Source organism: Mediterraneibacter faecis (genome assembly GCF_055383675.1).
The window spans coordinates 1,308,401-1,323,250 of the sequence record NZ_AP043803.1 but is presented as its reverse complement, the minus strand read 5'-3'; the positions used below and the strand labels follow the sequence as shown (position 1 = coordinate 1,323,250).

Here is a 14,850-nt window from a genome sequence, read left to right as displayed (position 1 = left end):
CATGGAATCCTCTTCCTGAAACAGAAGAATTGAAGTTCATGTGAATCATTGCCGGCTTAAGGATCTGCCGGCCAGACAACTAAAGAATAGCATAAGGAAAGGCAGAATGCAAGTACCACAGCACTTACATTCTGCCTTTTATACTACACTGCTTTCCAGTGTTTCACTTCTTCTTTATAAAAGATAATTCCTTCCTGGATAATTTTGAATCCACTGCCTTCAAGTTCCGCAATCGTAACAGAACAATTTGGCGGTACTTCATTTTTCCAGAAATGCTCTACTGAAAGACTGCCTCTCATCCTGTTCAGCATTGCTGTCATCGCAGCACCATGAGTAGAAATCAAAAGATTCTTATCCTTCAGCTTCTTACTCTCTTCAAGACTCTTTAAGAAATCTCCGGTTCTTTCATAAAGTTGTTCTACACTTTCAGCATCTTCCGGCGGAATATAATTTCCCGTATCCTGAAAGAATTTCTGGAATGCAAGATTCTCTTCTTTCGTCTTATCTACACAAGACATTCCCTCATACGAGCCAAAAGAAATTTCCTGGATTCTCTGATCTTCATAAAGCGGAATGTTGCGTCCTTCAAGAAGAATCTCTGCCGTTTCTTTTGCACGCCGTAAGGGACTTGTATAAGCCAGATCAATCTGGTATTGTCTCATCCCATAAGAAGTTTCCAGGGCAAGATGACGCCCATATTCATTTAAGGGAATATCCTTTCGTCCCTGTACCAGTTTTTTCTTGTTCCAATCCGTCTCTCCATGACGCACAATATATAGCCTCACTGCTGCCTACACTCCCTCTTCTTATCTTTTTAATACTTCTCTCCTGATATATCTGTAAGTAGTTTCCTCGCCTTCTTCTGCAAGCATATGAAGCAGTTTTTCTAATAATTCTCTTGTATCTTTATGCATCAGCTCATCTGCACGCCCGTTTTCATAATAAGCAAGCGGTGCATCAGAGGTATATGCATCCCCGAGATACACTTTACTTGCTGCAATGCGGTCAAGAAACATCTCTACTACATATCTCACCGGCATCTTCATTCCCGCCAGAAGGTTCGGTCCCTCCAGACTATAATCAATCCAGTATTCATAATGGTGTTTGTTCCTGCCTTTGTGGTGGAGCCATGCGGAAGAATACCCCTTTTCTTCCCATTCGGCATTATTAGGGCTTCTTGTCCCCTGATAGTATCTGCATCCCACACGGAATTCTGTCCAACTGTATTTTGACATATCATGGAGCAGTCCCTGTTTGTACAACCCAACACGAAAACACTCTTTTAAAACCAATTTTTTGTGTTTTGTTATGGTACAAAAATGTGCAAATGCCTTCATACTTTTCCCTCTCTGGCCGGCTGTTCTTCTTTACAAAGTTCTTCTGCTCCCTGCCGTTTTTCTATTTTATTTACATTCTGCGTCTTAGCTGTATGAATCGATTTCTTTTCTGAACGACTCTTCTTTTCCTCTATCCTGCGTCCAACCAGAATTGCTACGCTACGTTCTTCCAGTAATACATCTTTCTGATTTTCCAGCTTTTTCGCTTCACAAAGCACGCCATCTTTTGTAGTCATAACAAGATACCATTCTACGTTCTTTCCAATCGATGGTATTGCGAAGTGATGCGGCAGCCAATGCATATTATATGCTATAAAACAAGGGAACTCCCCTTCTTTCGTTCCTGAATACAAGACACCTAACTGACGGCTGGAAACTTCTGCTTTTACCTGCCATGCATTTTCTCCATGGTAGGATACGTCCGGTATGCCACATCTCGTGGTATCCATTCCGGATAGTGCTGTACTCTGGTGGAGACAACGATGTTCTTTTCTCAGCCCGATTAGTTTCTTTGTATACTGAAACAGCCAGTCATCTTTCTTCAACTGTGTCCAGTTCACCCATCCTGTCTCGTTATCCTGACAATATGCATTGTTATTTCCTCTCTGCGAATTACAGAATTCATCTCCTGCAAGGAGGCATGGAGTTCCCTGAGCCGTCAACAGGAGTTCTAATGCATTCTTCACCTGATTCTTTCTAAGATTGACAACTGCGCGTTTTCTGCTCGGTCCTTCAGCTCCGCAGTTCCAACTGTAATTATAATCTGGTCCATCCAGGTTCTTCTCACCGTTTTCTTCGTTATGTTTACAATCATAAGACACTAAATCCCATAACGTAAATCCTGTCTGTGTTGTAATATAATTGCATTTTCCATTTTCCGATGAACGATTTTTCAATGCCCAGATGACATCATTGACCATATTCTCGTCACCTTTTAAGAAGCGACGCATTACATTCTGGAAACCATCATCTTTCTGCATCAGCTTGATATCTTTCAAAAACGGATCTTCTATCAGCTGCTCCCACGGTACGTTATAAGGATTCAGAACAAATCCATCCACATGATACTCCAGCATATAAAAGCGTAGACATTCCGTTACATAATTTGCTGATATTCCCGGAACAAATGGCATCTCCAGTACAACTTCTATGCCCTGACTATGACATGCTCGCACCATATCTTTCAACTCACGAACTGCACTTTTCCCATATGCATAGGCTTTTTTAGGGGCAAAATAAAAACCTTTACCATATCCCCAATAGTTCACTTTTGTTTTTCCGCACTCTTCAAATTCATAGACCGGCATACACTGAATCTGGTTGACTCCAAGTTCTTTTAAATAATCCAGTTTTTCAACAACCCCCTGGAATGTTCCCTTATGCACCACTTTCGAAGAAGAATGTTTTGTAAATCCACGCACATGCAAACCATAAGCCACTACATCTTCCCATGGAAGATGTAGACGCTGATCCTCCTGCCAGTCATAGTCCTCCATTGAAACAATTTTCCCACGGATCTGATGTTCCTGAAGTTTCCGTTCTACACCAAACTTCTCTTTTCCTGCAAGTTCTTTTACATATGGATCCACACATACTTTCCCATCAATCAGAAAATTGTATTCATATCGATCTGCTTTCAGACCTTCAACAGATAAGAAACGTACTTCTCCAACGCCTTCTTCCTCCGGCATATCAAACTGATATTCCGGAACTTCTTTCCCTCTCTTATACAGTAAAAGTTCACATGTCTTCCCTTTTGCTACCTGAACGGCAAAATTTATATTTTTGCCTTTGATATCCACTCCAAATGGCTGCGGACTCCCCTTTATCTTCCTCATAGTTAACCCCTTTCTTGAGCAATCAATAAATTACTGCCATCCATCTGTTCCGTACATTTCAACATTATCACGATTTATAAAGAAAGTTTCCTCATAATTTTCCTTCTCGTAATCCTTGTCTGCCAGTAATGCTGTCGCTACCTTTACTGCTGTCTTTCCCATATTGATTGGGGACTGTGCTCCAATTCCGGTCATTCCTCCAGTGCCATTCATCAGTGCTGTTTTTGTCGCCGGGGAACCATCCACACTGTACACACAGATATTTGTTCTCTGCGCTTCTGTGATCGCCGCCATTACCTGTTCTGCCATCGGATCACTGCCACACATTACAGCATCAATCTCGCTGTTTTCGCTCAGAACCTGTGTCATCTCGTCCTTCACATTGCTGCTGTCTCCCAATGCTTCAATTCTCTTTACCACTTCAAACCCACTGTTTGTTATAGCCTCTTCAAATCCGGTAATTCTCTCATTCACTGAGTTCACCCCAGGGCTTTCCACAATCACAATTTTGCCGCCATCTGGTTTCTGGACCAGAAGATCCTGCCCGCACACATATCCCGCATTCTCATTATCTGACCCTACAAATGCAGATACAAGGCTTGTCTCTTTTACTTCTGTATCAAGATTGATCACCGGAATATCTGCCTCTTTTAAGGCTTCAAGTGCGGGAGTGATTTTCTCCCAATCTACCGGACAAAGAAATACTGCCTGTACCCCTTCGTTGATCAACTCCCGAATCTGTTCATTCTGCAAATCAGCATCTGATGCCGGATCACGAACCATCAGACGGTCACCTTGAGCCTCTAATGCTGTCTGGACAGAATTTTTCAATGTGTCATAAAAAGGATTCGACATATCAATCCCACTAAATCCAAACAGTCTGCCACCTTCCCCTGTATTATCATTTTTCTTATCATCCTCTTCTACTACTGCATTATCTTCCGGTGTTCCAACATTTTTCTTCCCACATCCAAGCAGTGCTGCCGCTATACACACAACTGCCACTGTACACAGTATCCATCTTTTCTTCATATTGTCTATTATCCTTTCACTTCTATCAGTAACACTTTTATTCTACCTTGTTTAACCCGAAAGTCAATCTTATCTTGCTTTTTTCTCCCCTTTTTGTTACCATCAAGATAGCTGATCATTCTCGTTTTGAGCACCTGGCTGGTCAATACGGAATGAAATACAACACAGATTCAAAGGAGAAGATTATGAACGAAAACGAATCCCTCACAGTCACTTTGACACTGGAGAATAATGAGGAACTTGAATGCGCTGTTCTCAATATTTTTAAAGCAGATGAAAAGGAGTATATCGCACTTCTTCCACTGGACGAAAACGGTGATAACACAGACGGTCAGATCTATCTGTATCGTTTCATTGATAACGGAGAAGAGGAAGAACCTGGACTTGAGAACATCGAAGAAGATGAAGAGTTCGACCGTGTTTCCGCTATATTCAACGAATGGCTGGATACACAGGATTTCGGCGATATCGATCTTGATGCATTAGATGACCTGGAGGACTAAGTCTTGAGGATGTCAGCAAAGTGACTGACATCCGGTCAGCTTTTCAATAGTTCGTCTACAAAACGGGAAGGAGTAACTTCTTTCCCGTTTTTTATTTTCACATAACAGATCTTCAGAAAATCTTTTGCCCTTGTCATTGCCACATAGAATAATCTTCTCTCTTCTTCGATCTCCTTGTCTGTCTTTGCCTTCTGATACGGAATCCTTCCTTCATTCGCCGCAATCAGAAATACCTGCTTGAATTCCAGTCCTTTAGAAGCATGTATCGTCATCAGCCGGACACCCGGACGTGGTCTGTTTCTTTCCTTTTCCTTCACTTTCAAAGTCTCCGTATATTCTTCTACATGTGCAAACCATTCTTCAACACTTGAAAATGCTTTCGCCGCCTCTTCGATCTCTGCCAGTACTTCATTCAGATCAGATCTGTTTATCTGATGTGTAAATGCATACTCTTTCAGAAAATCGTCATAACCAATCCTTTTTCTGATATACTGGATTGCCGCATATGGAGCCATCTTCATAAGCATCTTAACATCCCACTCAAACTGATCAATCCGGTCGATCATCCAGTCTTTATCACAATAGAACTTCCGCATGTCTTCAAAAGAAACCTGACTTCCTGACACGCTGTCTCTTCCAAGATATCGCTTTGGCCGGTTCATCACCTGTAAGAAATCCTGTCTGCGCCGCTTTCCTGTTGCCAGCCGGAAATATGCCATAATATCCTTTGCGATAAAGTGTTCATAGATATTCGGAAGATGCTCTTTCATCTGAAACGGGATCTTCCGTTCCACCATTGCTTCTACCACTGCTCTCGCATCTGTATGAACCCTGAACAGAATCGCAATCTCCTCTTCTTTTATGCCATTCTCCTTACATTTCTGTATCTCTTCAAGAACATACTCTGCCTCTTCCACCGGATCTTTCACTTCCTGAATATGAAGGCAGGAACCGCCTTCACGGTTTGCTTCCAGTTTTTTACTGTATCTCTCCACATTATTTTCAATCAGTTTCAAAGAATTCTGTACGATATTTGCTGTCGAACGGTAATTCATTCCCAACAGAATTTGTTTTGCATTAGGGAAATCTTTTCCAAATCCAAGCATCAATTCTGAATCAGCTCCACGAAATCCGTAGATTGCCTGATCGTCATCCCCTACTACGAACAAATTATTTTCCGGCTGTGCCAGCATGCGGATCACATCATACTGAATTCGATTAATATCCTGAAATTCATCAATCAAAACGTATCTGAATTTCTTCTGCCACTGTGCAAGTACATCTGGTCTTGACCGGAACAATTCATAACAAAGTACCAGCATATCATCAAAATCAATCTTTTTCAGTTCTTTTCTATGCTGTTCATAATTACGGTAAATATTGCGAAAAGCATCCGCACTACACTTTTCTGATACAAATTCTTCCAGCGGAATCCGATTATTCTTCACTTTTCCAATTTCTGCCGCAATATCCTGAATAAAATCTTCTTCATCAAAGATCTCCATTCTTTCCTTGTTAATCACGCCACGTAAAATCTGATATTTTTCTGTCTCTGAAAGAATATTTTCCTGATTCATCCGGTAAGCCCATTTCAGGATTCCATAATAGATTCCATGAAATGTGCCTACTGTAACCGGAAGATCTCTTTTGCCCATAACCAAACAGAAGCGGGATTTCATCTCCGCCGCTGCAAATCTTGTAAAAGTAACGACCAGAATTTCTTCTGGTCTTACTTTCTGTTTCTCTATAAGGTATTTTACTCTGTTTACAATCGTAAGCGTCTTCCCCGATCCCGGGCCTGCCAGTACAAGACATGGGCCGTCTGTGTGCTGGATCGCCTGCGTCTGTGCTTCATTAAATCCCATTCTACCTCTTTTCGCTGTCCTTACTGAAGTTTCTCGATTCCAAGACGGATTCTTCTAAGAGATTCATCTTTTCCGAGTACTTCCATCAGTTCTGTTGCTCCACCCGGAGTATTCTGTTTTCCGGAAACTGCTGTACGAAGCGGCCACATTACATAACCTACTTTGTATCCTTTTTCTGTTGCAAATGCTTTCAATGTCTCAAACAATGCATCATTGCTAAAGTCATCCTGTGCTTCGAGAACCGGAAGTACCTCATTCAGAAGTGCGAGTGACTTCTCCGCATCTGTCTTCATCTTCTTATGTGTATAAAGCGCGATATCATAATCCGGAAGTTCTTCAAAGAAATCAACCTGCTCTTTGATCTCCGGAAGAATCTCAATTCTTGTCTTCACGAGTGCTGCAATCTTCTTCAGATCATAGTCCTTTGTTACTGCCTCTTTCAGGTATGGCTCTGCAAGTGCATAGAACTTATCAAAATCCATTGCCTTGAGATATTCTCCGTTCATCCATTTTAATTTCACTGTATCAAACACAGCCGGAGATTTACTCATATGATGATAATCAAATGCCTCAACAAGCTCTTCCAGTGAGAAGATTTCTCTGTTGTCTGTCGGGCACCATCCGAGCAGTGCAACATAATTCACAACTGCCTCTGAAACATATCCCTGCTCGATCAGATCTTCATAAGAAGAATGTCCACATCTCTTGCTCAATTTCTTATGATTCTCATCTGTGATCAGTGGACAGTGTACATAAACCGGTACTTCCCAGCCAAACGCCTCATAAAGGCGGTTATACTTCGGTGCTGAAGATAAGTACTCATTTCCACGAACAACATGTGAAATCTCCATCAGATGATCGTCAATTACGTTTGCAAAATTATATGTCGGGAATCCATCAGATTTGATCAGGATCATATCGTCAAGCTCTGCATTCGGAACTGTGATATCTCCGTAGATCTCATCATGGAATGTTGTCTCACCTTCATTCGGTACATTCAGACGGATAACCCATGGCTTACCTGCTGCCAAATTCGCCTCTACTTCTTCCTTGCTCAGACTTAAGCAGTGCTTATCATAAACAGAAATCTCTACTCCACCTTCGGAAACCTGTGTCTTTAAAGACTCCAGACGCTCTTTGTCACAGAAACAGTAATAAGCATCTCCCTGCTCTACAAGCTGCTTTGCATATTTAAGATAAAGTCCTGATGCATTACGCTCACTCTGTACATACGGTCCATATCCGCCATCTTTATCCGGTCCCTCATCATGGATGAGACCTGTTTTCTCCATTGTTCTGTAAATGATATCAAGTGCACCTTCCACAAAACGTTCCTGGTCTGTATCCTCTACACGAAGGAGGAAATCTCCCCCTTCATGCTTTGCGATCAGATACGCGTATAGTGCTGTTCTTAAGTTACCCACATGCATTCTTCCTGTCGGGCTTGGTGCAAATCTTGTTCTTACTTTCTTACTCATTCTATCTTCTCCAATTCCTGTTTGTTATTGTTCAATCTCGTCATATTATAGCGCAAGTCCCCAAATTCTTCAACAAACAAAATCAATGTTTTTCTTTTACTCCAAAAGTTTCACCGTTTCAGGAATACTTCCCGCCTGTTCAAGTGTACAGGATCTTGCATCAATACATTCCAGATTTGTTCCATCAAATGCACTTTCCGCAAAACTTTTCACACTTTCCGGCACCTGAAAGGTTCCTGTCCACGCTGCCGGAAATGCAAGAAGAACTGTGCCATCTGCCGTGTAAAGTACACCATCTACCGTAACATAGGCTGGATTTGCTGCATCTGCTTCTATCCATCCCAGATTACTCAGCCCCACAAACGCTCCTGGCTGAATATTTGTTATATTAGCAGGAATTTCAATCTCTTCTACAGCAGAACCAAGACCCGACAGTGCTCCTCTCGCAATTCCGGAACATCCTTCTTCAGGAAAGTACAATACTCCATCCTTTATCACTTCTTTGTCTCCTGAAAGTCCACAGATCATACCTTCCGCATTAATAAGATATCCGGTATCTGTATTTCCCACTGCTATCGACCCTTCTTCATCCTCATTTTCATTTTTTACATTTTCTATTGAATCAGGATTTGTAATTACCGGTTCACTTGCAACATTTATAGTTGTATCTCTTTTCACACCTGGTTTTTCTGCCACAATCTCTTCTACTACTGGTTCTTCCACCACAATTTCTTCTACCATAGGTTCTTCCACTAAGATTTCTGCCGGAACAGCTGCTACCTGGATAACATCTGCTTGGTTAACATCTGTCTGGATAGCTTCTATTGTTACTTTTTCCGGCAGATCATTTCCTGACACATTTATATCCTCTGGTGTCGCACAGACCTCTATTTCGGAAATCAGATTCTTTTCCAAATATAATGAAACAATTTCCTGTGCAGGCATCAGAATCAGCGCACCACTTAATAAAGTCACTCCCACTCTGACATATGGTTTTCTCGCCGCTTCCTGATGCCATTCATTCCAATTCAGTCCTATATCCATGTTCTCTTATTCCTTTCTCTTTCCCCCATATTTTAATATACGAAATAATTTTAGTTTATCAAAGAAAAAAGGATGCTGCAACCAAATGCAACATCCCTTTGATTTTTCCGCTTTGTCCTGATAGATTCCAAGGATTCTATACGTTAATTTCAGCCTTCACGCCAAGGATCTCTTTATTCTTTTCAAGCAGTGGACGGATCACATTTTTAAGATAAGCATCTACCTGCTCACTTGCACGTCCAACATATTTCTCCGGTTTCATTGTCTTCTGAAGATCCTCTAAAGTCAGGTTGAATGCCGGATCTGCTGCGATCAGTTCAAGAAGGTTATTGTCAAGTCCCTTCTCTTTTACATTTCTTCCTGCTTCCATAGAAAGCTCACGGATTCTTTCGTGCAGCTCCTGACGGTCTCCACCGGCTTTAACAGCATCCATCATAATATTCTCTGTTGCCATGAATGGAAGTTCGGACATCAGACGCTTCTCGATTACTTTCGGGTATACAACCAGTCCGTCTACAACGTTCAGACAAAGATCAAGTATTCCGTCGATTGCAAGGAATCCTTCCGGAACACTCAGACGCTTGTTAGCGGAATCATCAAGTGTTCTCTCAAACCACTGTGTTGCAGATGTGATTGCCGGATTAAGTGCATCGATCATCACATATCTTGAAAGGGAAGCAATTCTCTCACTTCTCATCGGGTTTCTCTTATAAGCCATTGCTGAAGATCCGATCTGTGTCTTCTCAAATGGTTCTTCAATTTCTTTCAAATGCTGGAGCAGACGGATATCATTAGAGAATTTGTGAGCACTTGCAGCAATTCCTGCCAGTACATTCAGTACTCTTGTGTCTACTTTTCTTGAATAAGTCTGTCCGGATACCGGATAACATGCCTTAAATCCCATCTTCTCAGCGATCATTGGATCGATCTTGTCAATTGTCTCCTGATCTCCGTCAAACAGTTCAAGGAAACTTGCCTGTGTTCCTGTTGTTCCTTTAGATCCAAGCAGTTTCAGGCTTCCAAGTACATATTCCAGATCCTCAAGATCCATTTCAAACTCCTGCATCCAAAGAGTTGCTCTCTTTCCAACAGTTGTCGGCTGTGCCGGCTGGAAATGTGTAAAAGCAAGTGTAGGCTGGTTCTTCTGCTCCTCTGCGAACTTCGCAAGCTCTGCAATTACATTCACAAGCTTTGTGCGAACCAGTTTCAGTGCTTCTGCCATAATAATAATATCTGTATTATCTCCTACATAACAGGATGTAGCTCCAAGATGGATGATTCCTTTTGCTTTCGGACACTGAACACCATATGCATAAACATGAGACATAACATCATGACGTACAACCTTCTCACGTTCCTTTGCCACCTCAAAGTTAATATCATCCGCATGGCTCTTCATCTCTTCGATCTGCTCATCCGTGATGTTGAGTCCAAGCTCCTTCTCAGTCTCTGCCAGTGCGATCCAAAGTCTTCTCCATGTTCTGAACTTTTTGTCCGGTGAGAAGATATACTGCATCTCGCGGCTTGCATAACGCTCTGAAAGCGGGCTTACATAACGATCATTACTCATAATTCTTTTCTCCTTGTTTCATATCTTTATCGTAACTGTTCATCTATTATAACACATAAACTGAGTCTTCAAAATCAATTTTGTTCAAATGCCTGACTGATATCCTCTTTCGGAACTTCCATCGGATACTTTCCTGTAAAGCAGGCATCGCAATACTTAAGATCTCCAACCATGTCTTTCAGTTTCTCAATCTCCATGTATCCAAGAGAGTCTGCTCCAATCAGCTGACGGATCTCCTCCTGTGTGTGAGTATGTGCGATCAGCTGCTCATTTGACGGAACATCCGTTCCAAAGAAGCATGGATGTAAGAACGGTGGAGAACTGATACGTACATGTACCTCTTTTGCTCCGGCTTTTTTCAGCATCTTAATGATATTTGCACAAGTTGTTCCACGCACGATGGAATCATCTACCATTACGATTCGTTTTCCCTTTACAACTTCCGGAATCACATTCAGTTTGATTTTTACACTGGAAACACGTTCGCTTTGTTTCGGTTTGATAAATGTTCTTCCCACATAGCTATTCTTGTGAAATGCCATTCCATACGGAATTCCTGACTGCTCAGAATATCCTTTCGCTGCTACCAGACCGGAGTCCGGAACTCCTACAACAAGATCAGCGTCTACCGGATAAGATTCCGCAAGTGCTTTTCCTGCCAGAATTCTGGAATGGTATACACCTACACCATCGATTGTACTGTCTGTTCTTGCAAAATAAATATACTCAAAAATACATCTTGCCTGTTTTTCCGAATCGATCACCATACTCGTATCTGACTGGATTCCATGTTTTCTTGTAATTGTTACGATTTCTCCCGGAAGAACATCTCTTACAAACTCACCGTCTACAGCTGCGATTGCACAGCTCTCAGAAGCAAGGAAATATGTATTGTCACGTTTTCCGATGCACAGTGGCTTGAGTCCAAACGGATCCCTTGCGCCAATCATTTTTCTCGGGCTGCTAACGACAAGTGCGTACGCTCCCTTGATCTTCTGCATCGCACACTTCACAGCCTCTTCTGCTGTCGGTGTATGAAGACGTTCTCTCGCAATAAGATATGCGATCACCTCAGAGTCTATTGTTGTCTGGAAAATAGCACCCGTCTGGCTGAGTTTTTCTCTCAGCTCGATCGCATTTACTAAATTTCCGTTATGTGCAATCGCAAGTGTTCCCTTTACATAGTTTATAACAAGTGGCATTGCATTCTCTACACGTGTTCCGCCTGCTGTTGAATATCTCACATGTCCTACTCCAAGATTTCCTTTCAATTCTGAAAGTCCCTCTTCGTTAAACACGTCATCTACATGGCCAAGTCCTTTCTTTGAAAGAACGTTTCTCTTCCCATAAGTGTCTGTCACTGCAATACCGCAGCTCTCCTGACCTCTATGCTGCAGAGCAAACAAGCCATAATAGACTGATGCAGCCACATCCTGTCCATCCACATCATAAGCACCAAAAACACCGCATTCTTCCCCAAGTCCCGTCACTGCTTTTTCAAATTCACTCATGTCAGTTTATGCTCCTTACCTAGTTCCTGCTAGTTTTTATCATGATTTCTGTATCATACAAAACCGATTATAATATAAGGCAGAGTGAAAATCAACATTCCCCCCGCCTTGTATTTCTTCCTGCTCATTATTTTATTCGCGCTTGATATATTAGCATTTCTAATATATTCGTTGTTTTTATTCTTCGTATCTTATTACCGCCTTCGTTTTTTGTCAGTATTTACAAAATCACTATCCATTCGTATAACGAGACAAAAATTGACGGGTACGCTCTTCTTTTGGATTCTCAAACACTTCCTCAGGTGTTCCCTGCTCAAGTATCTTACCGTCATCCATAAACAGAACTTTGTCCGATACATCTCTTGCAAATGCCATCTCATGCGTTACGATGATCATCGTAGTATTCTGATCCGCAAGTCCTTTGATTACCTTCAGCACTTCACCTGTAAGCTCCGGATCCAGCGCTGAAGTCGGCTCGTCAAAGCACAGAATATCCGGACTGAGTGCAAGTGCACGGGCAATCGCCACACGCTGACACTGTCCTCCGGAAAGTTGATGCGGATAGTTATTCATACGCTCTGAAAGTCCCATCTGATCTAAGAGGCGCTTTGCTTCTGCTTCAATCTCTGCGTGTATCTCTTTCTTGCGCGCCTTATAATCAGGCTGACTTTTTGCAAGTAGTTCCTTCGCCAGCATTACATTCCCAAGTGCTGTATACTGCGGGAACAGATTAAAAGACTGGAATACAAGTCCAAAATGTAATCTTTTCTTACGGATCTCACTTTCCTGTTTTGTTACAGGATTTGCAGCATCAAACAATAATTCATCATTTACACGGATCACACCTTTATCCGGTGTCTCCAGAAAATTCAGACAGCGCAGAAGTGTTGTCTTTCCACTTCCCGAGGAACCAATCAAGGAAAGTACCTGTCCACGTTCCAACGAAAAGCTGATATCTTTCAATACTTCTGTCCGTCCAAATGTTTTATTAATATGTTCTACTTCAAGTATTGCCATTTATCTCTTCCTCCCCATTTAATTAAAATATTCCAGCTTCTTCTCAAGCTTTCCAAGAAGGACTGTCAGAATACCATTGAAGATCAGATAATAAAAAGCTGTAAAGAACATCGGCCAGATCGCACCTGAGATTCCCTGAGAACCTTTCAGGAACGCCTGTCCTGCCCAGATAATCTCCTGCAGTGCAATGATTCGTGCAAGAGAAGTATCTTTTACAAGCGTAATGATCTCATTTGACATCGGTGGAACAATTCTCTTCACCATCTGAAGCAGCTTAACCTTAAAGAAGATCTGATGCTTTGTCATTCCAAGAACAAGTCCGGCCTCCGTCTGTCCCTGTGGGATACCCTGGATTCCTCCGCGGTAAATTACCGAGAAATAGCATGCATAGTTAAAGATAAATGCAACCGAAGCTGCAAGAAATCTTCCGCTTTCACCGCCACCCCAAATTGGGTTTCCTAAGACCAGTCCCGGGAAATAATAAATGATCAGCATCTGAATCATAAGCGGTGTGCCTCGCACGATCCAGACAATGATATTCGTGATATAACTCAACGGTTTAAAATGTGACATTGATCCAAATGCAATAACCAGTCCCAATGGAATTGCACCGAGAAGGGTTGCAAAAAACAGCTTCAGCGTCTGTAAAAATCCCACATTCAGTGAGTGAATAACGATTGGAAATTGTTCCATAATAAGTTCCATTTTATTAAAGCTCCATCCTAAATTTATTTTTCGATCAATGCAGCCTGTACTTTATAAGTCTCAGCACATTTCTTCATTGATCCATCTTCCATACTCTTTTTAAAGTAATCGTTCAGAGCTGCTGCAAGATCAGATCCTTTACGGAATCCAACGCCATACTCCTCATTGTTCAGACTTATTGTGTAAGTAAGATCTGCATAACCTGTTCCTTCTCCGATCATAGCTGCTGCCATCAAAGCATCAATTGCAGCTGCATCTGAGTTTCCGGAAGCAACCTCCATCAGTGCATCTGCCTGTGATGAAACGGCTGTATACTGTGCACCAATTCTTTCAACCTGATCTTCCCCTGCACTTCCTGCTTCTACTGCAAAAGTTAAATCTTTCACACTTTCCTCATCCTGATACTTATCTGCTTTGTCAGCCGGTACAACTACAACCTGCGCGTTATTCATATAAGCATCTGTGCATTCCATAGAACTCTTCACTTCATCAATCAGTGTCATACCATTCCATACGCAGTCGATTGACTTTCCATCAAGCTCAAGCTCTTTATTATCCCAGTCAATCTCTACAAACTCAGCTTCAACACCTATACTCTCTGCAAATGCTTTCGCCATGTCTGCATCAAATCCGACCCACTCACCATTATCATCTTTATAATCCATTGGTTCAAAGTCAGTAACACCGACCACGAGTGTCCCTTTGTCTTTCACATATTCAAGATCACTCCCTGTTGATTCCGCTTTCTTATTCGCATTAGAAGAGTCTGAACCACATCCTGCTAACATAGAAACTGCAAGTCCTGCACATAATAACACACTTAATACTTTTCTTTTCATAATAATACCCTCCATCATCGAGTTTGGCTTTTATTCTCTACCAATGAGTCACTGTACTACGGTAAAGTTACCGTTGTATTCTACCATAGCATACAATATATGTCAAACCCC

General features: G+C 41.9%; 13 protein-coding genes. 1 reads left to right on the top strand and 12 read right to left on the bottom strand.

Translation table 11 applies throughout. From position 1 onward, the window contains the following. Window positions 1-143: 143 nt before the first annotated feature. Genes ACZ47Z_RS06120 through ACZ47Z_RS06105 form a run of 4 tightly spaced genes read right to left on the bottom strand, consistent with a single transcriptional unit; the run spans window position 144 to window position 4,207 of the window. A complete protein-coding gene (locus ACZ47Z_RS06120) occupies window positions 144-785 on the bottom strand; it encodes a histidine phosphatase family protein (protein ID WP_054752862.1) in 642 nt (213 codons plus the stop codon). Between the two features lie 21 nt (window positions 786-806). Next, the gene (locus tag ACZ47Z_RS06115; RefSeq protein ID WP_464525972.1) at window positions 807-1,337 is read right to left on the bottom strand and encodes a DUF5662 family protein; all 531 of its coding nucleotides are present in this window, start codon (window positions 1,335-1,337) and stop codon (window positions 807-809) included. Next, a complete protein-coding gene (locus tag ACZ47Z_RS06110; protein WP_117825555.1) occupies window positions 1,334-3,175 on the bottom strand; it encodes an alpha-amylase family glycosyl hydrolase in 1,842 nt (613 codons plus the stop codon). Before ACZ47Z_RS06110 ends, ACZ47Z_RS06115 begins: the two co-directional genes overlap by 4 nt. Window positions 3,176-3,205: 30 nt before the next feature. Continuing rightward, window positions 3,206-4,207, bottom strand: coding sequence for a substrate-binding domain-containing protein (locus ACZ47Z_RS06105; protein WP_464525971.1), 1,002 nt, complete (start codon window positions 4,205-4,207; stop codon window positions 3,206-3,208). Between the two features lie 185 nt (window positions 4,208-4,392). On the opposite strand from ACZ47Z_RS06105, the gene ACZ47Z_RS06100 reads away from it, so the two are divergent. Further along, window positions 4,393-4,710 carry a DUF1292 domain-containing protein gene (locus ACZ47Z_RS06100; protein ID WP_054752866.1) on the top strand — a complete coding sequence of 106 codons (318 nt, stop codon included), beginning with the start codon at window positions 4,393-4,395 and terminating at the stop codon, window positions 4,708-4,710. 35 nt (window positions 4,711-4,745) lie between these two features. Here ACZ47Z_RS06100 and ACZ47Z_RS06095 read toward each other — a convergent pair whose 3' ends face one another. The 8 genes from ACZ47Z_RS06095 to ACZ47Z_RS06060 all read right to left on the bottom strand — a co-directional run bounded on the left by ACZ47Z_RS06095 (window position 4,746) and on the right by ACZ47Z_RS06060 (window position 14,739). Further along, window positions 4,746-6,575 (bottom strand): ATP-dependent helicase, encoded by a 1,830-nt coding sequence (locus ACZ47Z_RS06095; RefSeq protein ID WP_464525970.1) that lies wholly within the window; start codon window positions 6,573-6,575, stop codon window positions 4,746-4,748. Between the two features lie 20 nt (window positions 6,576-6,595). Continuing rightward, window positions 6,596-8,053 carry a glutamate--tRNA ligase gene (gene gltX / locus ACZ47Z_RS06090; protein ID WP_054752868.1) on the bottom strand — a complete coding sequence of 486 codons (1,458 nt, stop codon included), beginning with the start codon at window positions 8,051-8,053 and terminating at the stop codon, window positions 6,596-6,598. 96 nt (window positions 8,054-8,149) lie between these two features. Continuing rightward, window positions 8,150-9,097, bottom strand: coding sequence for a hypothetical protein (locus ACZ47Z_RS06085; protein ID WP_054752870.1), 948 nt, complete (start codon window positions 9,095-9,097; stop codon window positions 8,150-8,152). Between the two features lie 136 nt (window positions 9,098-9,233). Continuing rightward, the gene (gene purB, locus ACZ47Z_RS06080) at window positions 9,234-10,667 is read right to left on the bottom strand and encodes an adenylosuccinate lyase (protein ID WP_015528882.1); all 1,434 of its coding nucleotides are present in this window, start codon (window positions 10,665-10,667) and stop codon (window positions 9,234-9,236) included. A gap of 74 nt (window positions 10,668-10,741) precedes the next feature. Then, window positions 10,742-12,178 (bottom strand): amidophosphoribosyltransferase, encoded by a 1,437-nt coding sequence (purF, locus tag ACZ47Z_RS06075; protein WP_117825566.1) that lies wholly within the window; start codon window positions 12,176-12,178, stop codon window positions 10,742-10,744. A 231-nt stretch (window positions 12,179-12,409) separates the two neighbouring features. Continuing rightward, window positions 12,410-13,195 carry an amino acid ABC transporter ATP-binding protein gene (locus ACZ47Z_RS06070; protein ID WP_054752872.1) on the bottom strand — a complete coding sequence of 262 codons (786 nt, stop codon included), beginning with the start codon at window positions 13,193-13,195 and terminating at the stop codon, window positions 12,410-12,412. An 18-nt stretch (window positions 13,196-13,213) separates the two neighbouring features. Further along, window positions 13,214-13,900, bottom strand: coding sequence for an amino acid ABC transporter permease (locus ACZ47Z_RS06065; RefSeq protein WP_015528879.1), 687 nt, complete (start codon window positions 13,898-13,900; stop codon window positions 13,214-13,216). Between the two features lie 23 nt (window positions 13,901-13,923). Then, window positions 13,924-14,739 carry a transporter substrate-binding domain-containing protein gene (locus ACZ47Z_RS06060; protein ID WP_015528878.1) on the bottom strand — a complete coding sequence of 272 codons (816 nt, stop codon included), beginning with the start codon at window positions 14,737-14,739 and terminating at the stop codon, window positions 13,924-13,926. Window positions 14,740-14,850: the final 111 nt, after the last annotated feature.

Coding starts and splice junctions, on each gene's coding strand:
- purB (WP_015528882.1), bottom strand. CDS start 10,667: ATGAGTAATGATCGTTATGTAAGCCCGCTTTCAGAGCGTTATGCAAGC.
- ACZ47Z_RS06065 (WP_015528879.1), bottom strand. CDS start 13,900: ATGGAACTTATTATGGAACAATTTCCAATCGTTATTCACTCACTGAAT.
- purF (WP_117825566.1), bottom strand. CDS start 12,178: ATGAGTGAATTTGAAAAAGCAGTGACGGGACTTGGGGAAGAATGCGGT.
- ACZ47Z_RS06085 (WP_054752870.1), bottom strand. CDS start 9,097: ATGGATATAGGACTGAATTGGAATGAATGGCATCAGGAAGCGGCGAGA.
- ACZ47Z_RS06115 (WP_464525972.1), bottom strand. CDS start 1,337: ATGAAGGCATTTGCACATTTTTGTACCATAACAAAACACAAAAAATTG.
- ACZ47Z_RS06060 (WP_015528878.1), bottom strand. CDS start 14,739: ATGAAAAGAAAAGTATTAAGTGTGTTATTATGTGCAGGACTTGCAGTT.
- ACZ47Z_RS06100 (WP_054752866.1), top strand. CDS start 4,393: ATGAACGAAAACGAATCCCTCACAGTCACTTTGACACTGGAGAATAAT.
- ACZ47Z_RS06095 (WP_464525970.1), bottom strand. CDS start 6,575: ATGGGATTTAATGAAGCACAGACGCAGGCGATCCAGCACACAGACGGC.
- ACZ47Z_RS06070 (WP_054752872.1), bottom strand. CDS start 13,195: ATGGCAATACTTGAAGTAGAACATATTAATAAAACATTTGGACGGACA.
- gltX (WP_054752868.1), bottom strand. CDS start 8,053: ATGAGTAAGAAAGTAAGAACAAGATTTGCACCAAGCCCGACAGGAAGA.
- ACZ47Z_RS06105 (WP_464525971.1), bottom strand. CDS start 4,207: ATGAAGAAAAGATGGATACTGTGTACAGTGGCAGTTGTGTGTATAGCG.
- ACZ47Z_RS06110 (WP_117825555.1), bottom strand. CDS start 3,175: ATGAGGAAGATAAAGGGGAGTCCGCAGCCATTTGGAGTGGATATCAAA.